Origin of the sequence: Pseudidiomarina sp. CB1 (genome assembly GCF_024752025.1) — a bacterium.
Classification (GTDB): domain Bacteria; phylum Pseudomonadota; class Gammaproteobacteria; order Enterobacterales; family Alteromonadaceae; genus Pseudidiomarina.
Map to the genome: position 1 here is coordinate 364,721 of NZ_JANTPU010000001.1, position 23,431 is coordinate 388,151.

General features: G+C 48.9%; 30 protein-coding genes. 13 read left to right on the forward strand and 17 right to left on the reverse strand.

Annotation, left to right across the window (positions count from 1 at the left end; translation table 11 throughout):
* Positions 1-18 precede the first annotated feature (18 nt).
* Positions 19-1,416: a M14 family zinc carboxypeptidase gene (locus tag NV375_RS01685; RefSeq protein ID WP_258806693.1), complete on the forward strand. Its 1,398-nt coding sequence runs from the start codon at positions 19-21 to the stop codon at positions 1,414-1,416.
* Between the two features lie 34 nt (positions 1,417-1,450).
* Here the strand turns inward: NV375_RS01685 and NV375_RS01690 are convergent, their stop codons facing one another.
* From NV375_RS01690 to NV375_RS01700, 3 genes are all read right to left on the reverse strand, one after another.
* Entirely contained in the window at positions 1,451-1,735 is a 285-nt protein-coding gene (locus NV375_RS01690) for a type II toxin-antitoxin system RelE/ParE family toxin (protein WP_258806694.1), read from the reverse strand.
* Position 1,736: 1 nt separating this feature from the next.
* A complete protein-coding gene (locus NV375_RS01695) occupies positions 1,737-2,027 on the reverse strand; it encodes a type II toxin-antitoxin system RelB/DinJ family antitoxin (protein WP_258806695.1) in 291 nt (96 codons plus the stop codon).
* A gap of 69 nt (positions 2,028-2,096) precedes the next feature.
* Positions 2,097-2,534, reverse strand: coding sequence for a phage tail protein (locus tag NV375_RS01700; protein ID WP_258806696.1), 438 nt, complete (start codon positions 2,532-2,534; stop codon positions 2,097-2,099).
* Between the two features lie 160 nt (positions 2,535-2,694).
* On the opposite strand from NV375_RS01700, the gene NV375_RS01705 reads away from it, so the two are divergent.
* Both NV375_RS01705 and NV375_RS01710 read left to right on the forward strand, forming a co-directional pair.
* Positions 2,695-3,039, forward strand: coding sequence for a BON domain-containing protein (locus NV375_RS01705; RefSeq protein WP_258806697.1), 345 nt, complete (start codon positions 2,695-2,697; stop codon positions 3,037-3,039).
* A 114-nt stretch (positions 3,040-3,153) separates the two neighbouring features.
* Positions 3,154-3,717, forward strand: coding sequence for a DUF924 family protein (locus NV375_RS01710; protein ID WP_258806698.1), 564 nt, complete (start codon positions 3,154-3,156; stop codon positions 3,715-3,717).
* Here NV375_RS01710 and NV375_RS01715 read toward each other — a convergent pair.
* Entirely contained in the window at positions 3,707-3,997 is a 291-nt protein-coding gene (locus NV375_RS01715) for a type II toxin-antitoxin system RelE/ParE family toxin (RefSeq protein ID WP_258806699.1), read from the reverse strand. The genes NV375_RS01710 and NV375_RS01715 overlap by 11 nt on opposite strands.
* Positions 3,987-4,235: a type II toxin-antitoxin system Phd/YefM family antitoxin gene (locus tag NV375_RS01720; protein WP_258806700.1), complete on the reverse strand. Its 249-nt coding sequence runs from the start codon at positions 4,233-4,235 to the stop codon at positions 3,987-3,989. The genes NV375_RS01715 and NV375_RS01720 overlap by 11 nt, the downstream gene beginning before the upstream one ends.
* A 262-nt stretch (positions 4,236-4,497) precedes the next feature.
* On the opposite strand from NV375_RS01720, the gene NV375_RS01725 reads away from it, so the two are divergent.
* Positions 4,498-5,208, forward strand: coding sequence for a GPP34 family phosphoprotein (locus NV375_RS01725; protein ID WP_258806701.1), 711 nt, complete (start codon positions 4,498-4,500; stop codon positions 5,206-5,208).
* Positions 5,209-5,215: 7 nt separating this feature from the next.
* Here the strand turns inward: NV375_RS01725 and NV375_RS01730 are convergent, their stop codons facing one another.
* The 5 genes from NV375_RS01730 to NV375_RS01750 form a co-directional block, all read right to left on the reverse strand.
* Positions 5,216-6,544 carry a DEAD/DEAH box helicase gene (locus NV375_RS01730; RefSeq protein WP_258806702.1) on the reverse strand — a complete coding sequence of 443 codons (1,329 nt, stop codon included), beginning with the start codon at positions 6,542-6,544 and terminating at the stop codon, positions 5,216-5,218.
* Between the two features lie 308 nt (positions 6,545-6,852).
* Positions 6,853-8,172 carry a hypothetical protein gene (locus NV375_RS01735; protein ID WP_258806703.1) on the reverse strand — a complete coding sequence of 440 codons (1,320 nt, stop codon included), beginning with the start codon at positions 8,170-8,172 and terminating at the stop codon, positions 6,853-6,855.
* Positions 8,173-8,282: 110 nt separating this feature from the next.
* Positions 8,283-8,891 carry a hypothetical protein gene (locus NV375_RS01740; RefSeq protein ID WP_258806704.1) on the reverse strand — a complete coding sequence of 203 codons (609 nt, stop codon included), beginning with the start codon at positions 8,889-8,891 and terminating at the stop codon, positions 8,283-8,285.
* A 3-nt stretch (positions 8,892-8,894) separates the two neighbouring features.
* Complete coding sequence (locus tag NV375_RS01745) at positions 8,895-9,920, reverse strand: hypothetical protein (RefSeq protein WP_258806705.1); 1,026 nt, start codon at positions 9,918-9,920, stop codon at positions 8,895-8,897.
* A 135-nt stretch (positions 9,921-10,055) separates the two neighbouring features.
* Entirely contained in the window at positions 10,056-10,925 is an 870-nt protein-coding gene (locus tag NV375_RS01750; RefSeq protein WP_258806706.1) for a WYL domain-containing protein, read from the reverse strand.
* A gap of 197 nt (positions 10,926-11,122) precedes the next feature.
* Between NV375_RS01750 and NV375_RS01755 the strand changes: the two genes are divergently transcribed.
* The 4 genes from NV375_RS01755 (at position 11,123) to NV375_RS01770 (ending at position 12,389) form a co-directional block, all read left to right on the forward strand.
* Positions 11,123-11,422, forward strand: a complete 300-nt coding sequence (locus NV375_RS01755) for a type II toxin-antitoxin system RelE/ParE family toxin (protein WP_258806707.1) — start codon at positions 11,123-11,125, stop codon at positions 11,420-11,422.
* Complete coding sequence (locus NV375_RS01760; protein WP_258806708.1) at positions 11,419-11,718, forward strand: addiction module antidote protein; 300 nt, start codon at positions 11,419-11,421, stop codon at positions 11,716-11,718. Before NV375_RS01755 ends, NV375_RS01760 begins: the two co-directional genes overlap by 4 nt.
* Positions 11,719-11,821: 103 nt before the next feature.
* Positions 11,822-12,049 (forward strand): hypothetical protein, encoded by a 228-nt coding sequence (locus tag NV375_RS01765; protein WP_258806709.1) that lies wholly within the window; start codon positions 11,822-11,824, stop codon positions 12,047-12,049.
* Positions 12,050-12,083: 34 nt separating this feature from the next.
* Entirely contained in the window at positions 12,084-12,389 is a 306-nt protein-coding gene (locus NV375_RS01770) for a Rho termination factor N-terminal domain-containing protein (RefSeq protein WP_258806710.1), read from the forward strand.
* 9 nt (positions 12,390-12,398) lie between these two features.
* Here NV375_RS01770 and NV375_RS01775 read toward each other — a convergent pair whose 3' ends face one another.
* Positions 12,399-13,595, reverse strand: coding sequence for an alginate export family protein (locus tag NV375_RS01775; RefSeq protein ID WP_258806711.1), 1,197 nt, complete (start codon positions 13,593-13,595; stop codon positions 12,399-12,401).
* A gap of 162 nt (positions 13,596-13,757) precedes the next feature.
* Positions 13,758-14,639, reverse strand: coding sequence for a lipopolysaccharide assembly protein LapB (locus NV375_RS01780; protein WP_258806712.1), 882 nt, complete (start codon positions 14,637-14,639; stop codon positions 13,758-13,760).
* 182 nt (positions 14,640-14,821) lie between these two features.
* Here NV375_RS01780 and NV375_RS01785 point away from each other — a divergent pair, with 182 nt between their 5' ends.
* Both NV375_RS01785 and NV375_RS01790 read left to right on the forward strand, forming a co-directional pair.
* A complete protein-coding gene (locus NV375_RS01785; protein WP_258806713.1) occupies positions 14,822-15,064 on the forward strand; it encodes a type II toxin-antitoxin system Phd/YefM family antitoxin in 243 nt (80 codons plus the stop codon).
* Positions 15,061-15,324 carry a Txe/YoeB family addiction module toxin gene (locus NV375_RS01790; protein WP_258806714.1) on the forward strand — a complete coding sequence of 88 codons (264 nt, stop codon included), beginning with the start codon at positions 15,061-15,063 and terminating at the stop codon, positions 15,322-15,324. The genes NV375_RS01785 and NV375_RS01790 overlap by 4 nt, the downstream gene beginning before the upstream one ends.
* On the opposite strand, the gene NV375_RS01795 is transcribed toward NV375_RS01790, so the two are convergent.
* The 4 genes from NV375_RS01795 to NV375_RS01810 are packed head-to-tail and all read right to left on the reverse strand — an operon-like array spanning position 15,315 to position 19,242.
* A complete protein-coding gene (locus NV375_RS01795; protein WP_258806715.1) occupies positions 15,315-16,103 on the reverse strand; it encodes an SDR family oxidoreductase in 789 nt (262 codons plus the stop codon). The genes NV375_RS01790 and NV375_RS01795 overlap by 10 nt on opposite strands.
* On the reverse strand, positions 16,100-17,056 hold the full coding sequence (locus tag NV375_RS01800) for an SDR family oxidoreductase (protein ID WP_258806716.1): 957 nt from the start codon (positions 17,054-17,056) through the stop codon (positions 16,100-16,102). Before NV375_RS01800 ends, NV375_RS01795 begins: the two co-directional genes overlap by 4 nt.
* Positions 17,053-17,946 carry a bile acid:sodium symporter family protein gene (locus NV375_RS01805; RefSeq protein WP_258806717.1) on the reverse strand — a complete coding sequence of 298 codons (894 nt, stop codon included), beginning with the start codon at positions 17,944-17,946 and terminating at the stop codon, positions 17,053-17,055. Before NV375_RS01805 ends, NV375_RS01800 begins: the two co-directional genes overlap by 4 nt.
* A complete protein-coding gene (locus NV375_RS01810) occupies positions 17,947-19,242 on the reverse strand; it encodes an NAD(P)/FAD-dependent oxidoreductase (RefSeq protein WP_258806718.1) in 1,296 nt (431 codons plus the stop codon).
* A gap of 119 nt (positions 19,243-19,361) precedes the next feature.
* Here NV375_RS01810 and NV375_RS01815 point away from each other — a divergent pair, with 119 nt between their 5' ends.
* The 3 genes from NV375_RS01815 to NV375_RS01825 all read left to right on the forward strand — a co-directional run bounded on the left by NV375_RS01815 (position 19,362) and on the right by NV375_RS01825 (position 22,346).
* Positions 19,362-20,363, forward strand: a complete 1,002-nt coding sequence (locus tag NV375_RS01815) for an AraC family transcriptional regulator (RefSeq protein ID WP_258806719.1) — start codon at positions 19,362-19,364, stop codon at positions 20,361-20,363.
* 131 nt (positions 20,364-20,494) lie between these two features.
* Complete coding sequence (locus tag NV375_RS01820) at positions 20,495-21,856, forward strand: serine hydrolase (RefSeq protein ID WP_258806720.1); 1,362 nt, start codon at positions 20,495-20,497, stop codon at positions 21,854-21,856.
* Between the two features lie 124 nt (positions 21,857-21,980).
* Complete coding sequence (locus tag NV375_RS01825; RefSeq protein ID WP_258806721.1) at positions 21,981-22,346, forward strand: BON domain-containing protein; 366 nt, start codon at positions 21,981-21,983, stop codon at positions 22,344-22,346.
* An 89-nt stretch (positions 22,347-22,435) separates the two neighbouring features.
* On the opposite strand, the gene NV375_RS01830 is transcribed toward NV375_RS01825, so the two are convergent.
* Positions 22,436-23,425, reverse strand: a complete 990-nt coding sequence (locus NV375_RS01830) for a LacI family DNA-binding transcriptional regulator (protein ID WP_258806722.1) — start codon at positions 23,423-23,425, stop codon at positions 22,436-22,438.
* Between the last annotated feature and the right edge of the window lie 6 nt (positions 23,426-23,431).

Genomic DNA, 23,431 nt, shown 5'->3' on the forward strand with positions numbered 1-23,431 from the left:
CCTAGAGTGCAATAAAAAATGAAAAAAAGCTTTCAAAGCCTTGTGGTAAGCATCGCGAGCAGTGCCATCATCACACTGAGCCTAGCAGCGCAGGCGCACGAAGACCATTACTACGGCGTTGAGTTGTTACCTGGCCTCGACAAGCAGCAAATTCGCTTAAGTGATATCGAGCCGCTCATCCGCCGTGTCCAGCGTAGCGAGGTGATTCAGAGCGAACAGGTGGGGCAGTCCTATGAGGGCAGACCTCTTTATCGATTCAGTGTTGGTAGCGGCGATACCGTGGTCTTTATGTGGTCGCAGATGCATGGCGATGAGTCGACGGCAACCCCGGCGCTCTTTGATTTGATGCAGAAGATTGAAAACGACGCAACATGGCGTAAGCATTGGGCCGATAAAATCACTCTGCACATGATGCCAATGGTCAACCCTGACGGTGCGGAGCTCGCACAACGCTACAATGTACAGGGCATTGACGTGAACCGTGATGCACGAGCGCAACAGACGCCGGAAGGCCGTATATTGATGGAACAAGGGCGCTTATTGCAGCCAGATTTTGGTTTTAACTTGCATGACCAAAGTCGGTACTACGAAGTCGGCAACACCGGTAAACCGGCGACGATATCCTTACTTGCGCCGGCGTTTAACCACGCTAAAGACATCAACGCACAACGTCGTCGCGCAATGCAACTGATCGGTGAACTGAAAACCGTCGGAGATCGCATGATTCCTGGTCATATGGGGCGTTACAACGATACTTTTGCGCCGCGCGCATTTGGGGACAATTTTGCGGCTATGGGCATTAGTACCATCCTCATTGAGTCGGGAGCCTTCCCTAAAGATCCAAATCGTCAAAAAGCACGAGCAGTGAATGTGGCGATGTTGATCGAAGCCATCGACAGCATCGCTAGTGGTGACTATGCCGAACAAACGTTGGAGCCCTACAACAGCATCCCAATGAATAACTCAAACAGTTTCAAAGATGTGATTTTGGAGCAAGTGTTGGTGCGTGATAGTGGCCACGAATACCGTATCGATATCGGCATCAATCGCAGCAGCGATGCCCGCCAGAATGGCTACATTCGCGAAGTCGGCGACTTATCGGTATTCCCGGCGTTTGACCGCTATAACACCAATGAGTACGTCTACCAAGCCGGTAAGGCCTACGAATTGCCTGCCACAGGCGAGGCGTTAGCGTTGTCGCACCACGAATATTTAGAATTGCTCAAGCAAGGCTACACGCACTTTAGTGGTGATGAAGCGATGCTTAACGTGCGTACCCATTTGCCGGTAGTGATCAACCCGCAATCGATCCCTGGCTCACGCCCCCAACAACGGCAAAACGCCACCTTCTTGCTCAGTAAGCAAGGTGAGGTAGCGCTCGCCGTGCTGGCGGGAGTGGTCATTCAATTGCAGTAAGAACGATGTTTGCTATTCGCTGTTTGCTGTTTGTTTAGAGCGGGTGCTGTTTATCGTGCAGCACCCGTAGTACGTAAATTGTTGTGGCTTGTGGTGTTACGTCGGCGGTGTAAAAAACCAAAAGAGATAGCGTTGGGATAACAAGCAAGCGACCGGGTAAAGGAGGGCGCTGCACGCCTAGCTCTGGGAAATCTTCGAGGCGGTGAATCGCTTCGTTTAAATATTTATCCGCGCGTTCTGCGGCGATTGGGTTCTCCGCGTGAATGAAGCGATAGAATTCAAAGCGATCATTTAGGGCATCCGTTTCCCAGTAGATCATGTTAGGTATCCTTACCCGCTTGTCGTGCTAACCCTTGTTTAAATTTTTGCATGCGCTCGTTGGCAGTGTCAGCGCCGATAAATTCGGCTTCACCGCGCTCGAGTTTTGCGTATGCTCTCTGAACTTCTTCGGCTAACCACTCGTCATGAGAGCTTTTTAAACGCTGTTGTTCTGCCAACAACTCTGTATGCCGACGACAAGCCTCACTTAGCGTCATCCCTTGACTCTCAGCCATTTCTTGCGCTAGACGCTTGGTCTCTTCATCGATGCGGAATTGAATCCGAGTCTCCATAACTGCTCCTGCGTAGCATTTGCTCGTTTAATATGTACACACAAATGTTAGCACAGGAGCCGTGGTTTGCTAGTTGTTATCGCCTTTTTTCTTGTCAGCTTTTTTCGGCTTTTCAGCGTTTTCGGATCCGTCATCAGCTTCGGCGGAGCCTTTCTTCAGCGTAATATCGGCGTATTTGACGCGGCCGGGGCGTTTGCGCTTGGTGGCATCGACGCCTTCCTTTTGCTGTACAGTGTGAGTCGCTTCATGTGCACTTTCAGTCGCGTCGCTTAAACCATCGTCGTCCGAGTCCTCGTCGCGGAAATCAGGATCGTCGGCTTTTGCCTTGACCGTGTCCGCAAGTGCTTTGCCAGCTTTAAACTTGCCAGCACGTGCGGCCTCAGCCGTGGCCTGACCTTTAGCTGCCGCTTCCGTTAATTCCTTCTGTTCAGTTTTGTCTTGATCCTGCGCATAGGCTACCGCAGGTAAAGCGAGCAGCAGCGCGAGTGTTAAAGTTGAAACTTTCATGGGGTCATCTCCTCGATAGGGTACCCATAGGTATAACCCATGCTCATAAATTAACCAAATCTTGAAAGAGCAAAAGGCCTGCAAAGGCACTTCAAGTTGAAGCTCACGTGGCTATAGTGAAATTGCACCAAGCAATTGGGATCAACTAGGAGGAACTACCATGAAACTATCAAATGTACTTACATCAGTCGCTTCAGTAATGGCATTAACGTTCGGTACCGTGGCCATGGCCACTACGCTGCAAGACCCAGAAACTGCACAACAGCAGGGTATGGAAAAAGCTGGTGACCACATCAGCGATTCAGCGATTACCGCCAATGTTAAGAGCGCTTTGATGTCTCAAGCTAGCGGCATGCAAATCAATGTTGCTACCACAGACGGCGAAGTAACACTGAGTGGTGAAGTTGAAAGCCAAGCCGATATTAGCGCTATCGAGCGCATCGTGCGTAATGTTGATGGCGTGAAAAGTGTTCGCAATGAACTGACAGTGAAGTCTGAAGCTTAAACCTTTAGCACATTCACAATCTCCCGTTACCCCGTGTGGCCGCGCTTGCCCTCGGGGTTTTTTATTGTCGCGACTAGAGCTATGCTAAGAGCTTCGATAGTACAGGAGCTCCTGATGCAGCCAAATGACGTTCTTGAATTCTGGTTTAACGAACTTACACCAGCTGACTGGTTTGCCAAAAGCGATGCGCTAGATCGGCAGATCATGTCGCGTTTTAGCTCGTTATTGACGGCTTGCGCGGCAGGGGAATGCTGGCAGTGGCGTGAAGCTGATGCTGCGGGTAAAGGCACCGGTGGGCTTGGACGATTAGCGGAAATCTTGGTCCTTGACCAATTTTCACGAAACGTCTATCGCAACGATGCGCGTGCGTTTGCGCAAGATCCGATGGCGTTGGCCTTGGCGCAAGAAGCGGTAGCTTTGGGCGTTGACGCCGCGATGAACGCCTCACAACGGGCGTTTTTGTATATGCCCTATATGCATAGCGAGTCACTGGTAGTGCATGACGAGGCGATGCGCTTGTTTAATCAGCCCGGCCTCGAAACCAACTATGAATTTGAAATCAAACACCGCGAAATCATCGAGCGTTTTGGTCGCTACCCGCATCGAAATGCTGTGCTCGGCCGCGCCTCAACGCCCGTCGAGCTGGAATTTTTAAGTCAACCCGGCTCTAATTTTTAGTGCGCTCGATGGCAAGACGATAAATTTTGTTTTTCTCTCGTTTGCCAACGGCAATCACAATGACAGTGATTGATGACTCGCTGACCTCATAGACCAGACGATAACCTAGTGTTTTTAATTTTATTTTGTATAGATTGCGGCCACCGCGCAACGCCGCACTTGCAACATGAGGTTGGTCTAAACGTTGGCGGAGCTTTTGTTTGAACTGCGCTTTTAGCGCTGGCGTAAGTTTATTCCATTCGCGTTGCGCTGAAGTTTTAAAGGCGAGTTTATAGGTCATCAAGACTTACGGCCACAGCAGGCTCATGCATGCGTTCTTCGACAATCTTTAGCAGCTCATGCTCGTCGATAAGCTCAAGAAGCGCCTCATAGGTTGCCGCTGGAATACAATAAAATGCCGGCTCATTACGATTAAGAATAGCCACTGGCATGCCATCACCACTGGCCACCACTTTCATCGGATTCACCTTAAGTTCAGAAATACTCGCTGCAATATCGGCATGGATTGCATGTGCCATAGTGGGTGTCCTCTTGGTCAATTCGAGACCTAATAATAGGACGCTTAATGGGTTTTGTAAATCTGGCATACGCGGGCTCTACGGTTGGTGAACTTGAAAATTGTACGCTAATCATGCTTTGTAGAACTACTGGCAGCACGCGTAATTTGTTGTGGGATTTTGCTCAATTGACTAACACCCTGTTACGTTTTCAACTCACCAATTGCCGCTCAATAAGCTAGAGTTAGGTTTATCATGAATGACTGAGAGGATAGGGTTCACGATGGATATTAAGCTGTACGAAGGACTGGTGTTGTTGGCCTTGAACGACGAGAAAGGCACCACCGAAGGGTACTACATCGAATACACCGCAGCGGCGGCTATTTTATCGGAGCTGTTGCTTTCCCAGCGCATCAAAGTAAATCCTGACAACAAAGACAAAGTTGACGTGCTTGATGACTCGCCGACGGGGGACCCGATCATGGACGAAGCGCTGCAGAAAATAACTGGCAAGAAAAAGCCCGACACCCTGAAAAATTGGGTGATGGCATTAGGTCAGATCAAAAATCTGAAGCATAAAATTGCAGAACAACTGGTCGCCGACGGCATTATCAAAGCCGACGAAAAGAAAGTGCTGTGGATTTTTACGCAGAAGATATACCCAGAAGTGAATCCTGAACCGGAAACACACTTGAAGCGTGAGATGCGCCGCTTAGTGCTGGATAAACCGCTTGAAATTCATCCCAAGATTGCGTTAATGGTCGCACTGGCGAAGAGCGCCCATCTATTGAATCAAGTCTTTAGTAAAGACGAGCTTAAGCAGCACAAAGAGCGCATCGAGCAGATCTCGAAAGGCGAAGAACTGGGTGAAATCACCGCCGATGTCATCGAAGGCGTACAAGCGGCTGTCATGGTCGCCGTGATGATGCCTGCGATGATGGCCGCCGTGACGGCCTCAACGACCAGCTGCACCACGACCACAACAAGCTGCTGATTCCGTGTTAGCGGCTATTGCCGCTGTTACCGCGATTTCCGCCATTACTCGTTTTGCCGCCGCGGCCTTGTGATCTGCTGCGGTTGCGTGGCTTGCCGCTGCGATTACCGTTGCCGGCACCACTACCGTTGCCATCTTGGCGCGGTTTGCGTGGCTGGCGTTGTTGGCCACCGCGCGGAGGAGGCGGTGTTTTACCCGTTAGTTCCACGTTGCTAAAGCCCTGTAACAGCTTGCGCTCAATCGGTTGACCGATAAGCTTTTCGATGGCTTTTAAGGTTTTGTATTCTTCGTCCATGACCAATGAAACGGCATGACCCATTTGTCCTGCACGGCCCGTACGGCCAATGCGGTGGACGTAGTCTTCAGCGACTTGTGGTAAGTCAAAGTTGATCACGTACGGCAGTTTGTCGATGTCGAGACCACGCGCAGCAATGTCGGTCGCAACGAGCACATTCACTTCACCTGATTTGAACTCGGCGAGAGCCTTCGTACGTGCGCCTTGGCTCTTGTTACCGTGAATGGCTGCAGCAAGAAAGCCATCAGCGTTGAGCTGACGCACAAGTTTATTCGCGCCGTGCTTAGTACGCGAAAATACGATCACTTGTGGCAAACTCAGATCGCGTAACAACTGCATCAACATGCGCGGCTTCTCGTTCTTGGTCGCCGTGTACATGGTTTGTTCAATGCGCTCCGCCGTCGAGTTTGGCGGTGCAACCGAGACTTCTACCGGATTGTTCACCAACGTTTTCGCTAGCGCACGTATATCTTTCGAGAAAGTTGCTGAGAACATCAGGGTTTGGCGCTTCGCCGGCAACAACTTAATGATTTTCTTAATGTCGTGGATAAAGCCCATGTCGAGCATACGGTCGGCTTCGTCAAGCACCAACACTTCAAGCTTCGAAAACTTCACCGCATTCTGCTGATACAAATCGAGCAAACGACCTGGCGTCGCAACCAGTATGTCGACGCCTTTGCGGAGCTTCATCATTTGCGGATTAATCTTTACTCCGCCAAACACCACTGCATAGTTCAGATTTAGCCCAGCACCATAGGTCGCAACACTCTCACCAACCTGTGCAGCAAGCTCGCGGGTTGGCGTCAAAATTAACACCCGAGCGGTATTTGCTTTCGCGCGCTCGCCGTCTTTCAACTTTTCTAAAATCGGTAGCGTAAAGCCCGCAGTTTTCCCCGTTCCTGTTTGCGCCGCCGCCATTACGTCACGACCTTCGAGCACCGGCGGAATCGCCTGCGCTTGAATCGGAGTTGGCTCGGTATAACCTTGGCGGGTGAGGGCATTCAGAATTTCGGGGCAAAGCTGGAGTTCAGAAAATGTCATGTATAAATGTGCAACTTAATTAGGGTAAGGACGCGTATTGTACCGCAGAGTGGACGCGGGTGCAGTGAAATTAATTAGCTATCGGTTTTCTCGCGGTTGATTTGACGGATTGCATTCCCGATTGACACTTAGCGCTGATGTGCAGGGAGAAGGCGGGCGGACGTGCCCATTTAGGTAACAGATAGTTCGTTCATGTGAGCCTGCTTTGTGCCAACAGCGGACGTTAGCGCCCGACTTTGGGGCGGCCTTGTAGCTGCGAAGCAGCGGAAAGGCTGTCCCAGCCCCGGAGGGACGACAACAGCCGCTTGCTATGTCACGTATCCACAGTACTCCGGCTTACGAAATAGAGTGCGTTGCCTAGCTTCATCCAACCAGGAAAATTTTTCATCGAGCCCATACGCAACAACAAGCCTTTCTGCGAGTTTATCTTTTTGCAGGAAATAGAGAGAACGCAAGATGTTGTATAACGCATTTGTCTTATCGAAAATATGGAAGTACTGTGGCCATACAGAGTCTTCTGAGCTTGCGAACGAACTCTTGGCTTCCTCAAGATCAAGCTCATAAATCCGACAATAGCATTCCGAAAAGTATAGACCGCGCGCAAAATAGAACAGAGCTGACAAACCAGCCAGTTTTTCTGGAGTGAGATTGGACTTAACGGCCTCCCAAACCTCAGCACGTGTTTTGTCGGCTTTCAGAATAGCTTCAAACATTTCGCCGGAACCCCACTCGCTAGCTTCAGCTTCGATTAGGGCTTTATCAGATGGTAGGTCGTGGTGCTTAAACCAATAGCTGAAAAATTCTTCAATATAGGCCTCTTCAACTCCGAGTAAAGGAATCGTAATCCCAATTGCCGGCGCGAGTTCAAAATGCGATTCGATGAGCTTAATGCTCTCAGAGAGTTCTTTGCTACCAATATTGAAATGTTTCTTGAGAAATTCCTTAGTTGTACTAAATGAATCTGCCGCCCACGTTGCTCGAGGGGGAAGAAAGGATGCCATTTCGAACAGATTCTTTCGCGACAGTCGTTTTGTAAAAGACCCACATCGATATTCATCGCAAAGGTATTTATTTAAGCGATGTAAGTCATCCAAGGCTGCTTCTAGCTCCCCGAAACTGCGCTTCAATACTACAAAGTTGATGACCGCGACATCCACGAGATGCTTTTGACTCTCATTATCAAGTGGGTACCGAAATGTTTGTCCGGTGGCATCCACTTCAGCGAAGTCCGTGATTTTTGTATCAAGCCTTCTGATTATCGGGTCGTAGCGATCGTCGGCAGCTTGGGCCTTTTCAGCGAAGAAACTCCAAATATTTCCTATATCGTGTGAACCAGCTAAGTCGAATTGGAGGTTACGACACCTGGCTTTTTCGATAAGGATAAGTTCTGAAATTGCGCCTTTCAAGCGAAGTTCTAGTGAATGCCTCATATTGAAACAAACCGGATAAACCATCTCGTCAACCGAGTGCTCTAACCCCCGTTCACTAAGAACTAAATCAATCAGAATAGTTGCTGCTTGGGAAAACCCCTTGGCGTAATCCCAGTACCCAGGGAAGCCATTTTCGCCTACACACGCATTTGCCCAAGTGGGGGCACTACCAATGAAAGTTGTATTGTTCCTAACCACTGCAGTCACCAAATTTAGTTTGCCACTACATTTCTCCTGAATGCAAAACGGTAGTGGTAATGAACGCTACGGAGCGTAGTTGGCGTCCCGTTGACCATCTTTTTAAATGCTTAATCTTGGTGGTACTCCCACCGAAGCATATTCATAACGATTGCATAAATATTAAAGACAAATGACTTTAAAAGAAGCAATAAATAAATGAAGCTACTTCCTACGATAGCGTACACAATATTTATCATTGTTGACTTTACACAGTCCGCATTAGGTAGGTACTCAATAAAATTCGCAATAAAGCCGTCGGATTGACCAAAAAGCATAATTAGCGCATAGAGAACAAGGAAGGTAATGTATGCAATAAAAACCTTCATGAAAGCAAAAAAGTTGTACTTTAAAGTCGGTAAGCCGGTTTCTTTATTCGTATGTTCCATCATCGCCAGCATCATTTTGGGCTTTGATAGCGTTGCGAATATAGTAAAACCCGCAATTAAAAAACCCAGTATTGTAATAGAGAAGCTAAACCCCATTTCCGACCATTTTCTGAGGTCAGCCAAGATTATATCCTGATCACTTGCAAGAAAGAATGAATTAGAAACCAATGCTAAAAAACTGCCGAGCACGAAAATCACCTGAAACTTGCTAGGTAATATTCTCCTCGACAATTTATATACATCCCATAGCGATTTTTCGCTTGTCAAATCGGAGTCATCAAAGGAGTGCATCGATTAGAGCCTTCCTAATATATCTTTGATTTTATCTATAACCGCAGCAGCCACTTCTGGAACTGAGATCACGTTAGATCTCGCCAAATGAGTAAATTGGTTGTATTTTTCACGGGCCGCTCTTTCTGCGTTCTTGGGAAGCTCGTCAAGCTCAACTGTAAGATTGAAGTCTTCATTACTCCCCCGAATAGTATCGCCTTGAGCATCGTAGCCTTTAAACTTAATCTCTGAATTACCTCGGTTTGAGGCGGAACTCGCTTGATCATAAACCTCATTTTTTTCGAGACCCTCTTGCGCATTCGCAAATTCGACTTTTGCATTTTTACTATTCATTTCATCACGACGACGTCCAAAATCGGACCAAAAATCGTCATTGTCAATCTCTTCTTTATTCGTTGGAAGCAACTTGATTGTCACTTTATCTATATGCTCAAGGCGATTAACGAATGCTCTCAAAGACTCTTTATCAGACAGAGGAGTTATTCTCAGAGCTGGTGCTGGATATTCTGCATATAGCGACTTTTTGGTAACACGATCAAGCTCTGGATTCTCCTTTCTTTTACTTTTCTCTTCTTCGTAAATCTTTTCGATAAATTCTTTATGGTGTTTTTTTAAACAATATTGACTGGTGCTTTGAAAATTCTGAACGGTAGGGGCCCCCGGCACTTCTTTGCATAGAATAAGGCGATGATTATTTAGGATCAGTAAAAAAGTAGAGCTAGGTGCTGTTTCTAATTCACGGCGGTCTTCAATGATTCCGCCTTCAGGCCGGTAAATCTGCTCTCGTTTTAGTTTAGTATTCTTTACAATTCTTCCCGCTATACCCAGCACTGGTATTTCAGGAGAGTCATCCAGAACGACGAGTTTTGTGTCTAGGAAAAAATAGTCACCTTTATCTTTGAGGTGCCTTACATAGCGCATTTCGTGGAAGGACGGCATCACAACTTCTTCAAAAAGGTCAAGAAGAACTTTTTGATCGCCAAACCTGAGAGTGTAATTACCGAACTCTAGTTTTTTTTGGTATGGCATGATATTTCCTTATTCAACTTACAAAGTATTATACCGACCTTGCAAGGCCAGCTTCCTTGAGATCTAGATTACCTTGTATGATCAGAAAGTCCAATGTCTGCTCTTCGCTCAAAGCGGACATTCAATTCTCTTCAACTAACGCCCGTACCCCGGCGCAATCGCCAAGTTCCCCACATCCATCAACGTAGCCCGGTTCTGTAGCCATAGCTGGTACTCGGGGCCGCGCAGTGCGGCGTCGGCAGTGCAGTCGACGTTCCAGCGGCGCAGCAGGTAGCCGGCCATGGCGGCGCGGACTTCGACGGTGAGCAGGCTGTTGCGCATGCCGTAGTCCATTTCGATGGCTTTGGGGTACTCGATGTTATGTGGATGCGGTGTGAGTTGCAGTGGGATCATGCGTTGCCATTCGTGGTCGGCTTCGGCTTCTTCGTGCGGAGCGGGCGCTGTGTCCACAAAGTTGACCGCGCGTACGCGGGTGAGAACAAAGTCTCGGAAGCTTTCGGATTTGCGGTCGAAGGCGCGCACGTGCCAGCGCAGGCCGTTGTCGACAATGGCGTGGGGCACGAGTTCACGTGTCACGTTGCCGTTGCTCAGCGAAGTGTAGCTGACGCTTATGGCTTTGCCGTTCAGCATGGCTTGTACGATACGCGCGACAATAAAGATATTGGGTACGTTTAGAGTTGACGGCGCCTCGACTGGAAAGTGCACGTCGCCAATGGCGTCGAAACCGTCAGAAATATCGTTGGCGAGTTTCACCAAGGTGCGCTGGGCGTCATGTTCGAATAGCGGCACGAACTGTTCGGTCTGAAAGTAGCGCTTTTCTTTGGTGCTGTAGGTTAAATTCTGCGGCGCTAACTCTTTATATAACGTGAAATCGCGTGACCCCGCAGATAAGCCAACCTGAAAGCGTTGTACCAGATCGTTACGGTGCACCGAGCCTCGAAATAGCAAGCAAAAATCGATGTAGGCGAGGCGTTGTTTCTGTGCGTACGAGAGTGTATCGAACATTGTTTCTATTTTTATTAGCTAGTGACTAATCGAGTGTGGTTTATTTTGGCGCGGATGTAAAGAGAGCGCTTTAAACCTACAAAATAATACGTTTGCCATGTTGTGACGTGCGACTTAGCCTTATCTTGTCGCCTCTGAAGCATTGTGTTAACCACAGTTGACACAACCAGAGTTGTTAACTATAGTTGGCAGGGAATATGGATATTCTAAAGACACAGGTTTTTGATAAATGGTTTGCTGCTTTAAAAGATCGCCAAGGAAGAGCTCTTATACAAGCAAAAATAGACAGGCTTGAAGTTGGCTCACTCAGTGATGTCAAACCGGTAGGCCAAGGCATTCGAGAGATACGGATTTTCTATGGGCCTGGCTACCGCATTTATTTCAAGCGATATGGAGAAACCCTGGTTATCCTTTTGGCAGGTGGCGATAAGTCAACACAGCGAAAGGATATCAGGCTAGCAAAGAACCTAGCCAAACAACTTGAGAAATTATCATGACACTAAAACTCACCCGCTGGGACTCATCTGAATATCTTGATAGCGATGAGGCTATTCAAGCCTATCTCGATGCCTGCTTGGACGAAGCTAAGGGTGATCCAGAATTTATAGTACATGCGCTCGGCGTGATCGCTCGCGCAAAAAACATGAGTCAACTAGCTCGTGACACGGGAATTAGTCGCGAAGGTCTCTATAAAGCGTTTTCCGAGCAGGGAAACCCGACATTTGCAACCGTCGCTAAGGTCGCTACGGCATTAGGATTATCATTAGAGTTAAAGACGGTTAATGCTGAGTAAGCACACTGGAAAATCACACTATATCAGCTAGGCTTAAAGCATAGGGAAAACGAACTCACCGACCATCTACAATGCATGTAAAGCATTCGATAGAGGAGGCATTATGAAGCTCGAAGACATCCTACAAGACCCGGCTGAGGTCTATAACAAGCCGCAAGAAGTGTTAGATGATAGTAATTTGTCAGACGCAGACAAATGCAAGGTTCTGGCGCAGTGGAAGTATGACGCAGAAGAGCTGCAAACGGCAACGGCAGAGAACATGCCTGGGCCAGACGACAGCCTACTAGACGATATTCTAGCCGCGCGTAAGAAGTTAAATTGCGACGACTAACCATTGCTACCACATCCGCAAAATCTAGGAGTTAATGATGCCAGACGCATGGCGCGAGAAGGACGAACGTCAGTATCAGCACATTAAGCAAAGCCTGCTCGATGAGGGAAAGAGCGAAGAGCAAGCGGAAGAAATTGCGGCGCGCACTGTTAATAAGCAGCGCCGCGAAGAGGGCATCACGCCCAACAAGACCAGCCAAGGCACGGGGAACCCTCACTCACGGCTGGAAGACCGCACCAAGCAAGAGCTGTATAACCGTGCCAAAGAGCTCGATATTGAGAACCGCAGCGACATGAGCAAAGACGAGCTGATCGCTGCGATTCGAAAAGCCAACTCTTAAAACCACTTCTTAAAACTTAAACGTCAGCATACCCCATAGCTTGTTGGTGTCGTCCGACAGGCTATCGGCGTTGTAGTTGGCGTACTTCACTAGCAAGCCAACTTTATCAGCGAGCGGGTATTTGGCGGTAATGTTGAATTCATTGCCGTAATCGATGTCATCGACGTCTGATGTGAAGTCATGCCAACTGGCGCTTAATCCTAACTTGCCAACCGCACCTGAAGCTTTGAGGTAAACGTCATTCAGCCCTTCTGCAGGGGTACCGAGGAACTTATCGGTAAAACCTTGGAATTTATGTAAGGTTGCCAGTGGCGTGCTAAAGCCGACGCCGTTGTCGCTTCCCAGTGATTCGTAACCCACACCAAAATTAACGCCAGCCAGTTGTGTGCTCAGGTCGAGGTTGAAGTAGTCAGCGCTAAAGTTAGCTGGATTGTCGCCTGTTTCGGTTTGATAAGCGTAGGCTGCGTGAATTTTAACAGCGCCGACCTTACCGTCATAGTTAACACCGTAGGTACGGGTTGCGAGCGCATGCGCGGTGTCAAAGTCGAGCTCGTAAACGAAGCCGCTCAACTGCTGTGATTTGGCCAGCGCATAGTTGCTGTTGAACAGGTGAAGGTTACCGTCAAGGTCGCTATTCGGACTGTCATTGCCAAAGATGCGATTCACATTATGCACGTAGCTGTAATCGATCTTCCATGCTGGGCTCAGCTCATACTGCAGGCGATAGCCATCGTAGGTCTGCTCGTTTTGCCGCCAACCCACACCGCCGACAAAGCGTTGGTCGTTGTGATTAATGCGCTGGCGTCCCGCCGTTACCAGCAAGTTGCCACTGCGATAACCTAAGTAAGCTTGGTTGAAGTCAGAACCGGTTGGGTCGGCAACCACAGGGTACTGCGTTTTGCCATTCACGGTACTGTTGTAGTTGTCGTTACCTATTGCCGTTACATGGTCAAACTCAAGTTGTGTAAAGAAACCCTGATAGTCAGCGCTCTTGTAGCTTAAGCGGGTGAGTAGGGTAGAAGCATTGGCGTCTTTGTCAAAACTGTCTTGCTCGACGCGTTCGTAGCGGTAGCGGAGTAGAATGTCAGTGTTACCATCGGTGAGCGCTGACTGAAGGGCCGACAGTTCATTCGCTTGGCTGATAAAGCTAGGGAGTAATGCTCCGGAGAAAATAGCGGCGATGACAATAGCAATAGGTGTTTTCATAACGGTTTTCCTGCTTGATTGACTCCCACCCATTTTAGGAGTCAAAAACAAGAAAACCATTAAATATCATGCAACTACCAAGAATAAGATGATGCGGTACCGATGTGCGTATTGAGTCTACCCCTATTGGGTGACAAACAGCAAAACCAATAGGGGGATGAGCTACTCAATGTTAAGGCTTGCCCTTGAACTAAGCATTTGCTGGTGTTTTTTGCTTAAAAAGGCCTGTATATCTGAATGCTGACGGACTTGCTCCCATAAGCGATCACCGAGGCTAGCGTCACTGATACTCCAGTAAACGAAGTAGGGTTGACGCACGCCAATGGCTTTGTGTAGATATGCGGCTGCTGACTCTCCATCCCCAGCAAGCGCACTCAGTTCCGCCATCACGAAATTTGCGTGCTGATCTTCTGCTTTTTCTGCTAGCAGCTTGCGCATTTCTTTTTCACGTTGTTGGATAATCATCGCAGCTTGTTGTTTATGGCCCAGCTCGCGCAGAGCATGTGCATAGTGGAGATTGAGAAACGGTTCATCGGTAAGCGCTTTGCTTTTATCGAAAAAGTACTTCGCTGCTTCATACTTGCCAGACGCTGAGGCAGTTATACCGAGTTGTGTATAAACACCAGCAGAATCGTCCGTTTCGCGCGAGCGGTAATCTTCTAGTACTGCGTACAACGCTTCTGCGTTCCCTGACAAAAGGTAAAAAAGCGCCCACATCGAGTCATCAAGTTTTTCGGTGCGTTCAATAGCTTTAGCTAACCACTGCTCCGTTTGCGCAAAGTGCCCTAAAGCGGTGTAACTGTCAAAGAGCCAAAACGGAATGTAAGCATCATTTGGATAGTCTTCCGCCAGCGGTTGTAGAAGCGCGATAATTTTTTCAGGCTCGCCGTTTTCTTCGAACTCCAAGACATGTACAAAGGTTTCTTTAAGTTTTGCCTGCTTTGCTTCTTCAGAGCTAATCGCTACATTCGGCTGTAGCACGGCGAGTATTAAAATTGCATAGATGCTGAATTTAATGGTTGCGAGTAGACGTGTGGCTTCCAAGATGCGTTTCTCCTTTCACCAAATAAACATCAGCGAAAACCATAGGTTAAGATCTAGTAAAGCGCAAACCCAAGCGGAATTAAGTCGATTTCTATAAGATTAATCTTCTCTCGTACGTATTGACGTACGCCAAGAGTGGAGTAAACTCATTTCATCGTCTCGGCAGCTGTTAAGGAGCCCCTATGACAACCATCACGGCCACTGAAGCCCGTAGTAATCTGTATCGCTTAATTGATGAAACTGCCGAGTCCCATGAGCCAGTCGTGATCAGTGGCAAGCGCAACAATGCGGTGTTAGTTGCTGAGGAAGATTGGACGGCAATTCAAGAAACACTTTACTTACTCTCCATTCCAGGGATGCGCGAATCTATCGTGGAAGGAATAGCGACGGCAACTGATCAATGTGACAAGGAGCTCGACTGGTGACATGGACGTTATGTTATACAAAACAAGCGCAACGTGATGCGAAAAAGCTAGCATCAAGTGGCCTCAAGGAAAACGCAAAACAACTACTCGAATTAATTGCAGACGATCCTTTTCGCCGTCCTCCACCCTTTGAAAAACTTATAGGGGATTTGTCGGACGCCTATTCGCGGCGTATCAATATTCAACACCGTTTGGTGTATCAGGTGCTACCAGAGTTACAGCTGGTGAAGGTATTGCGACTTTGGTCCCATTATGACTGAGAGAACTTGCGTTGCATCAACTGTAGGTAAAGCTTTGGGGCAATGCGGTACAGCAAGCTTGCAAAGTAGGTGAACCTATCTGGAAAAAGGCGTTCGCGGCCATTGTTGATAGCTTTCACTATGCGCTGCGCCATCCACGTACTTGAGCGCATTCTGCCAACCATGGAGCGTGGGTGTTTTGCGATGCCGCCGCTGCCATCCAAGGCATGGTTTTCAATGGGGGTATCCAGAAAACTAGGGTACACCTGCAAGATGCGAATAGACGACGAAGTGCAGGCTAATTCAGCGCGCAGCACCTCAAAGTATTGATGCAGAGCGGATTTTGCGGCACAGTAGCCGGCACGTTCAATCACTGGCATCCAACCCGCCATAGAACCAATGGTCACAATGCATCCGCCGCCATCGGCTTCTAATAGCGGTAGCAGGTCCTGAGTCAACTGCACTGGGGCAAAATAGTCAACGGCCATGACCTTTTGCAAGACTTCGCGAGAGGTAACCCGCGAGAGCGAACGGTGGGTGATACCAGCGTTGTTGATCAGTAGGTCGAGACGGGCAAGTTCATTACGTAGCTGGGCGGTCAATTGTGCCACCGCACCAACGTCAGTCAAATCCACTTGATAGCAGCGGGCGTTAGGAAATTCTTCGGCACAATCGCGCAGTCCGTCAGCATTAACATCCAACAAAACGAGTTGATACGTGTGCTGCAAGGCGCGGGCGAGTTCAAGGCCGAGTCCAGATGCAGCGCCGGTGATGAGTGCCACAGGCGATTGAACCGTCATGCTGAGCGCTCCGTGGCATTGAGGTTGTGCTCAATAAAGTAGTCAAACACCTCATGGCTGGTTTTCATAGGCGTATAGCCGAATTCATTTTTCAAAGCGCTGTTGTCCAACACTGGGCGGTAACGCAGAAAATCGAGTTGTTCAGCGCTGTATTGCGTCAAACCGAATGCGTGTCCAATACGCAAGGCGCCGCCGAGTAGCCACGCTGGCAGCACGAGCAGAGGCTTGTTCAGCTTAGTGGCGATGTCGTTGATAGTGAGTGCGCCGTCGCCTGCAAGGTTGTACACACCGACCTTTGCGGCAAGTACGCCTTGGTAAATAATCTCAATAACGTCTTGGTCCCAAATAAACACAAAAGGCGAGGGCGAACCTTTAATGGCAAGCAAGCGTTTGCGTTTAAACAAGTCGGTGATCTGGTTGTTGGTCGTACGTCCTAAAACGGTGCCCGGACGCAACACGAGTTGCTCTAACTCCGTGTGCTGCACACGGTAGTCGGCAAGCAACTCCTCAACCAAACGTTTGTGGTGACTGTAGGCAAAGGTCGCATTGCCGCGGAGCGCGTCGTCTTCGCGCAGCCAAGCGGGGTTGTCGGCATGATAGCCATACGCTGCGCCGCTACTGGTTACGGTGAGGTGGCTAACCCCTGCGTCGGTACAGGCCCGCAAAACGTTACGTGTGCCATTAACGTCAATATCGTAGTCGCGTTCGCGGTTTGGACTGGCCTGCATCACACTAGCAAGGTGCACGACGTGCGAGATCTCCTCGCGTAGCATGAGTTCGCGTAGCTCTGTTGCACGTATATCCATTTCAACAAAGGTGTAGCCATCGACTGGCGCAGAATGACGTCGAAGATCGACACCAACGACGGTACAAGAGCTGACAAGTTTACGCACCAAAGCCTGGCCAAGGTAACCTTCGCTGCCGGTAATCAGCACCTTCATGTTTGAACTCATGCGCGATCTCCTGCTAGAGCCAACCGGCGATCCCGCCATTGCCAAAACAGCGTCAGGCTGAGTCCTGAAATGAGATGCCAGATCCCCCAAGCGGCAGCGATGATCGCCATTTCAGTTTGCGCAGAAAAGTACGTGAAGATAATACCTAGCCCAAGAGCGGAATTTTGTAAGCCAACTTCCAACGTCACAGCGCGGCGTTCGGGGGCCGCCAAGCCCAACGATCGAGCTGAACCCCAACCGATACCCATGGCGATGGCGTTATGCACGATTACGGCTAACAAGAAGATGCTGGCACCGGCGACAAAGCGCTCCCAATTCAGCACTAAGGCGATACCAACAAAGCCGAAAAGTGCCAATAGTGAGGCGATACGAAAGAACCCTTCACTACGGCGCGCAAAATCAGGAAACTGCCGCGCACACCATAAGCCCAGTAGCAACGGCACCGCCAATACGAAAAACACAATGGTAAGCATGTCCCACGTCGAAACGTCGATGGACTTCAATAACGCATCGGTATGCGGGTTCAGGCTGGCATAAAACATGAAATTGAAGGGGGTCAGTAACGATGCTAAAAGGCTGGCGATACCTGTCATGCTTACGGACATAGCTGCGTTACCGTTGGCTAAGTGGGTCATGATGTTTGAAAAGCTGCCACCAGGGCAGCAGCTGACTAACAGTAAGCCGAGGGCAATTTCTGCTGGCATAGGTACTACAGATATTGCCGCAAAGGTTATCAACGGCAGCAATAAAAACTGTGCCAGTAAGCCTGCCAGTGGACCTTTAGGCTCTTGCACCACGCGTTTAAAGTCGGCAGGCATTAAACTCAGCGCAATGCCGAACATCATCATTGCCAGAACGGTATTGAGGATGAGTAATGACGTAGCTGACATCTATGAGGCCTTAAGTGCGCGCATTTCATCGCTTAGTGCTTTCAGGTAGGTGTCTTTGTGCACGTAGTACGCCATTCGTTCGACTTGCAGATAACTCATACCGCCGTCAATGCGCTGCGTAGCCTGCGCTCGCACTTTGTCTTGGAAGCTCGAAAACGCCTCAGGGTTGTCACGTTGCAAGCGAATGACTTCGGCGACTAATTGCGCTTGGTCGTCACGACCTTGCCATCCTAGGCCTGAGGCTTCCACCATGCCCATGACAAAAAGATTGTCGTGGCGTGGGTTAAAAACATTCAGGTAAAGCTGTGGGGCATGGCCTTGCCAGTTTAAGTGGTCGCGATCAATAAACGGGTAATGCAACTTGTAACCAGTGGCCTGCATTATTAGGTCGTACTCCTCATGGGTACCGTCAACGTATTCCACGCCAGTGGCGGTAAGCTGCTTTATATCTGGGCGTACGTTAATGTCACCATGGCCAATGTGGTGTAAAAACAGCGAGTTAATCACCGGATGGGATTCGTACATTTGGTAATAGGGGTCGGGCAAGCCGAAGCTGCTGGGTTTCCCCGACAGTAAGCGCACGAGCAGGCCGTCTACTTTTTGCTTCAGTCGTAACGGCAGTTTGACTTTACCGCCTAGCGTATCGATGGGTCGGCCAGCGACGAATTTAGGTAAAAAGTAATAGCCTCGGCGTACCGACATAGCGACACTTTTGGCGCGGTGTACCGCATCTACCGCAATATCGCAGCCGCTATTGCCACAGCCGATAATCAGTACGCGTTTGCCAGCGAATAAATCAGCACTGCGGTAATCACTACTATGAAGCATTTGGCCATTGAACTCACCTTTGAAGTCAATGCGATTAGGGTGGTGTAGCGTGCCATTGGCGAGTAGCACGTTGCTGGCCATAATCTCGTGGGTGTTCTCACCCGAGCGGTACACCACACGCCATTGCTGATCCTCAGTGGGTTCAACGGTTTCCACCCAACTGTTAAAGCGGTAATGCTTTTTCAGCTCAAAGTGCTTAGCATAATCGCGAAAGTATTGGCCCATCTGATCATGTTTTGGGTAGGGCGCAACGTGGTCTGCCATCGGAAAGTCTTTGAATTCGGTCATGCGCTTGGATGAAATCAGGTGCGCCGAGTCGTACATGGTACTGGTGGGGCTGTCGATGTCCCATAAGCCGCCCACGTCACTGTGGGCCTCAAGGCCTATGACCTCAAGGTTTTGTTCAAGCAACCGACGTACCGTGCACAAGCCCATGGGGCCGGCGCCAATAACGACGCATGGATTCATGTGATGTCTTCCTTGCTGCAGATCAGATAGCAAGATAATAACAATTGATCAGAATCAAGCCACGCTTTAAACGGACAATTAACTGGTTAATTTAGGCCACAACGGGTATCTTAAGCGTCATGAACCACGTTAAACGTCCCCTCACTAAAGCGAGTGTTACGCAAAGCTTCACTCATGCAATCGTGCAACAGCTTGCGCAACTCGGCGTTACGTTGCCTGATGAGCTGCGTCAGCAGTTGGCTCAGCAACAGGGCCAACAACGCTTGCCGTTGGCTTTACAAGACGAACTTTGGCAAAGCTTAGAAAAACTAGAACGCCCCGAGTTAGGCCTGCAGATCGGAATGGCACTGCAGCCGCAACATTTCGATACCATTGGCTTTTTGTTGTTGAGCTCACCCTCACTCAGTACAGCAGTAGAAAGTCTGGTCAACTACTCATCGTTGATTGGCGAAGGTGGCATTTTTCGCAAGGCCAAATCGGCACAGGGGTGGCAAGTAGGTTACGACGACCACTTTAATGTCGCCGTAGCGCTGCGTATTGAGGCAATTTTTGCCAGTATAGCGCGTGGCGCACAGTGGGTGGCGGGGAAGTCCATCACGCCGGTACAGGTGCATTTCAAACATCCGCGACAGACCGCTATGACACTTTACCAACAGGCCTTTGGGAGTGCTGAGATAAGTTTTGCACAAGCGCACAATACGATTACCTATAGTGAAGACGATTGGTCGTTTCGTCAGCAGCAAGTCAATCCTGCATTACAAAAACAAATGCTCGAATTAGCTAAGCAACAACTCGCGCAACTACAGCCGCAATCGCTGACCGAGCGTGTTGAGGCGTTACTACAACGCCAGCCATGGTTGAGCCGAACCCAACTTGCCACCAGTCTTGCGGTTAGTGAACGTACGTTGGCACGTCATCTAGCAGCCGCACATACCAGCTATAATGCACTTTCACAGCAAGTGAAAAAGCAGCTCGCCTTACAGCAAGTAGGCCAACCGCAAACGACGCAATCGAGCCTCGCCGACTTTCTCGGCTACAGTGACGAACAAGCTTTCGCTAAAGCATTCCGGCGTTGGACCGGCATGAGCTTTTCGGAGTATCGCCACCTGCTTGAACTATAACGTTAGCAGATCGCATTTTCTTACATTTTTGCGTTAGCAAGACCTTCGTGAGAGCTTAATTTAGCTTGCTATCTTTATACAAAGAGAATAACCTTTTGCACAAAGATAAAGTTAGGTATTAGGAACTGCTTATGAAATCTTTCGTTACCCCATTGCTCACGTTGGCTGCTCTCACGCTGCTTTCTTTTCCGTCGTTTGCATTAGCGCAAACTAATTCTGCAACAGATATTGATGCTTTAGTCGAAGCCTACCATCAGACCTATGGTTTTACTGGCACGGTCAAAGTGGTGCAGGGCGATCAACCGTTGTATGAGGAGAGTTACGGTTTAGCGAATCGTAGTTTTGCTATTGATAATACGCCCACCACGCGTAACTCAATCAATTCGATTTCTAAAACCTTTACGGCCTTCGGTATTCTGCTGCTGGTTGAGGACGGCAAACTCGATCTACAAAAATCGATTGGGACGTACCTACCTTATTTAACTGCAGACTGGAAAGAGACGGTAACGATACACCATTTACTGACTCACAGTTCAGGCTTGCCGCGCGAATCGGGAGTGCGGCCGCATGACGAACTAACGCTAAAACAGCAAGTGATGGGATTGGTGGATCAACAAACGTTGTTGTTCAAACCGGGCAGTCAATACGGTTACTCGAATTCAGGACTTATCGTGTTGGGAGCGCTGCTAGAGCAGGTCACTGGGAAAGATTATGGGGCTTTTATTACACAGCGCGTGTTACAACCGATGCAGCTCAACAATACCGGCTATTATCAAGGGCGTAATGTCGTTGATCGGCAAGCAACACCTTATCGCATGAGTAGCACTGGGCTTGAGTTTGCGCAACGTAGCAAACATTACGGAGGTAATGCTGGCGGTGGTCTTTACTCGACGCCAAGTGACCTGTATCAATACATTCGTGCGATTGAGTCCAATCAGTTACTCAGCGCCGAAACTACGGCGTTATTGTTTACGCCACACATTCAAAGTGGCGAAACGGACGCTGAGGGCTATGCATGGAGTATTAAGAAATTTGGTGATGAAACACTTTATTTTGCTGCCGGCAGTGGCTACGGCACTAAAAGCGTGATGATCCGTGCGCCTGAGAGCAAAGATTTTATCGCCATCACCTCCAACTGGGGTAATACACCGATTTTAAATATGTTGGCAGATATCTATCTGACGTTGAAAGGACAGGCGGTTACGCCTCCCGACGCAAATCAACTGGCTAAGCCGCAAGACTTTACGCAACAGTTGGGTCGCTATCAATTCGACCCTGAACAGCTGAAAATGCACATCGGTATGGATGGTGAAACGATGACGCTGCAAGCCTTCGAGAACAAACTGTTCTTAAACGATGAGCTTATGGCTGCTAAAGGCGCTGATGTGATTGGTTTAACCTACACCGATGAGCTTACAGTGCTGTTTCGTGGTAACCAAATGGTGATTCAAATCAACGGTAATGAATTACGAGGGCAAAAGATAGACAATTAGACGTGCTTACTTTACAAAAACTTAAGCTTGTAAAAGCGTGGAAAAGCACCTCCAAGGCGAAAATTTGCTCGCTATAGTGAAAGCGTAGGTAAATTTTAATTTGTCACCAACTGGAGGTGTTCCCATGAAAAACTTACGTTTAGCTACCGTTATTTCGTCAGTTTTTGCTTTGACATTCGGTCCTGCGGTATTTGCGATGAATCTTGACGCGATTCAAGATCAGCAGAATAAAGCTGAGCAAGCCATGGAAGAAACTGGTGAGTACGTGAGCGACGCTGCGCTCACAACCAAAGTAAAAGCAACAATCTTGGCAAGTGATGCCTTGAATGTGCTTGAAATCAATGTTGAAACTCAGGACGGCGTCGTACAATTAAGTGGCTTTGTTGAGCAAGAAGAAGACATTGATACGGCAGAAAAAATTGTTCGTGGAATTGATGGTGTCAAAGATGTCAAAAATGACATTAAAGTAAAGAAGTCAGACGCTTCTTAATTTAGTCACCCCGCGCACCGCAAGGTCGCACAGTGAGTGCCCCCCGGCACGACGTTTAGCCCCGCATGCAGTGCGGGGCTTTTTTAGTGCTATGCCGAGTCGCGCGGAATCAATTGCGGCTGAAACACAGCCTTTAACTCAGGTACAGGCTGTTGGTACACGTGTTTGAGCACCCAACGCGCAGCCATTTGACCGATCGCCTCAATGGGATAATCGACGGTGGTTAGCTTCGGATACGTGTAATGTGAAAAATTGACGTTATCGAAGCCGACCACCGCTAACTCTGCAGGTACTTCAAGGCCGACTTCGTGGGCGACGGTAATCGCACCAGATGCCATCTCGTCGTTAGCACAAACCAACGCCGTGAATTTGGCTTTTGCATCAAGGAAGTGGTGTAGCGCGCGAACGCCCCCAGTTTCTTGGAAGTCACCTTCGAAAAATAAGCTTTTATCTTCAGCTACGGAAAATTCTTTTAATGCACGCAAGTGACCTTTGTAACGTTCACTCGCGTCGTGTTTCCACATCGGGCCTGAAACGTAGGCAATACGGCGATGTCCGCGTTCCAATAAGTGGTGGGTGGCAAGATAACCACCCAGTTCGTTATCGAGGGTGATGCAACGGTCAGCGACGGCTGCGACGTGGCGGTTAATCACGACAAAAGGCGTGCCACTGTCGGCTAGTCCGCGCAGATAATCGTCGCTTACCGACTCGACATGTAAAATTAACGCATCGCAATTACGACTGCGAAGAAACTCAATACTTTCGCGTTCGAGTTCGGCGTCACTATGTCCAGCGGCGACAATAACGTGTTTACCAACGGCACGGAATTCGCTTTCGATGCGACTCAATAATTCGCCATAAAACGGACCACCTAGCTCGGATACCAAGATGCCGATACTGTTGGAACGATTACTCGCCAATGATTGGGCAACCGAATTTGGCCGGTAGCCTAACTCTCGCATGGCCGCTTCGACTTTTTCTTTTGTTGAAGCGCGCACCGGCGCCGTGTTGTTAATCACTCGTGAGACGGTGGCTAACGATACGCCTGCTAATTTTGAGACTTCATAAATGGTTGCCATGCTTTG

What these genes read in the sequence shown, in the direction of transcription:
- NV375_RS01765 (WP_258806709.1), top strand. Translation starts at nt 11,822, where the DNA reads ATGAAGCTCGAAGACATCCTACAAGACCCGGCTGAGGTCTATAACAAG.
- NV375_RS01745 (WP_258806705.1), bottom strand. Translation starts at nt 9,920, where the DNA reads ATGCCATACCAAAAAAAACTAGAGTTCGGTAATTACACTCTCAGGTTT.
- NV375_RS01805 (WP_258806717.1), bottom strand. Translation starts at nt 17,946, where the DNA reads ATGTCAGCTACGTCATTACTCATCCTCAATACCGTTCTGGCAATGATG.
- NV375_RS01715 (WP_258806699.1), bottom strand. Translation starts at nt 3,997, where the DNA reads ATGACCTATAAACTCGCCTTTAAAACTTCAGCGCAACGCGAATGGAAT.
- NV375_RS01815 (WP_258806719.1), top strand. Translation starts at nt 19,362, where the DNA reads ATGAACCACGTTAAACGTCCCCTCACTAAAGCGAGTGTTACGCAAAGC.
- NV375_RS01730 (WP_258806702.1), bottom strand. Translation starts at nt 6,544, where the DNA reads ATGACATTTTCTGAACTCCAGCTTTGCCCCGAAATTCTGAATGCCCTC.
- NV375_RS01810 (WP_258806718.1), bottom strand. Translation starts at nt 19,242, where the DNA reads ATGAATCCATGCGTCGTTATTGGCGCCGGCCCCATGGGCTTGTGCACG.
- NV375_RS01700 (WP_258806696.1), bottom strand. Translation starts at nt 2,534, where the DNA reads ATGAAAGTTTCAACTTTAACACTCGCGCTGCTGCTCGCTTTACCTGCG.
- NV375_RS01800 (WP_258806716.1), bottom strand. Translation starts at nt 17,056, where the DNA reads ATGAGTTCAAACATGAAGGTGCTGATTACCGGCAGCGAAGGTTACCTT.
- NV375_RS01825 (WP_258806721.1), top strand. Translation starts at nt 21,981, where the DNA reads ATGAAAAACTTACGTTTAGCTACCGTTATTTCGTCAGTTTTTGCTTTG.
- NV375_RS01755 (WP_258806707.1), top strand. Translation starts at nt 11,123, where the DNA reads ATGGATATTCTAAAGACACAGGTTTTTGATAAATGGTTTGCTGCTTTA.
- NV375_RS01685 (WP_258806693.1), top strand. Translation starts at nt 19, where the DNA reads ATGAAAAAAAGCTTTCAAAGCCTTGTGGTAAGCATCGCGAGCAGTGCC.
- NV375_RS01705 (WP_258806697.1), top strand. Translation starts at nt 2,695, where the DNA reads ATGAAACTATCAAATGTACTTACATCAGTCGCTTCAGTAATGGCATTA.
- NV375_RS01785 (WP_258806713.1), top strand. Translation starts at nt 14,822, where the DNA reads ATGACAACCATCACGGCCACTGAAGCCCGTAGTAATCTGTATCGCTTA.
- NV375_RS01760 (WP_258806708.1), top strand. Translation starts at nt 11,419, where the DNA reads ATGACACTAAAACTCACCCGCTGGGACTCATCTGAATATCTTGATAGC.
- NV375_RS01690 (WP_258806694.1), bottom strand. Translation starts at nt 1,735, where the DNA reads ATGATCTACTGGGAAACGGATGCCCTAAATGATCGCTTTGAATTCTAT.
- NV375_RS01740 (WP_258806704.1), bottom strand. Translation starts at nt 8,891, where the DNA reads ATGCACTCCTTTGATGACTCCGATTTGACAAGCGAAAAATCGCTATGG.
- NV375_RS01710 (WP_258806698.1), top strand. Translation starts at nt 3,154, where the DNA reads ATGCAGCCAAATGACGTTCTTGAATTCTGGTTTAACGAACTTACACCA.
- NV375_RS01695 (WP_258806695.1), bottom strand. Translation starts at nt 2,027, where the DNA reads ATGGAGACTCGGATTCAATTCCGCATCGATGAAGAGACCAAGCGTCTA.
- NV375_RS01720 (WP_258806700.1), bottom strand. Translation starts at nt 4,235, where the DNA reads ATGGCACATGCAATCCATGCCGATATTGCAGCGAGTATTTCTGAACTT.
- NV375_RS01830 (WP_258806722.1), bottom strand. Translation starts at nt 23,425, where the DNA reads ATGGCAACCATTTATGAAGTCTCAAAATTAGCAGGCGTATCGTTAGCC.
- NV375_RS01770 (WP_258806710.1), top strand. Translation starts at nt 12,084, where the DNA reads ATGATGCCAGACGCATGGCGCGAGAAGGACGAACGTCAGTATCAGCAC.
- NV375_RS01725 (WP_258806701.1), top strand. Translation starts at nt 4,498, where the DNA reads ATGGATATTAAGCTGTACGAAGGACTGGTGTTGTTGGCCTTGAACGAC.
- NV375_RS01750 (WP_258806706.1), bottom strand. Translation starts at nt 10,925, where the DNA reads ATGTTCGATACACTCTCGTACGCACAGAAACAACGCCTCGCCTACATC.
- NV375_RS01775 (WP_258806711.1), bottom strand. Translation starts at nt 13,595, where the DNA reads ATGAAAACACCTATTGCTATTGTCATCGCCGCTATTTTCTCCGGAGCA.
- NV375_RS01795 (WP_258806715.1), bottom strand. Translation starts at nt 16,103, where the DNA reads ATGACGGTTCAATCGCCTGTGGCACTCATCACCGGCGCTGCATCTGGA.
- NV375_RS01820 (WP_258806720.1), top strand. Translation starts at nt 20,495, where the DNA reads ATGAAATCTTTCGTTACCCCATTGCTCACGTTGGCTGCTCTCACGCTG.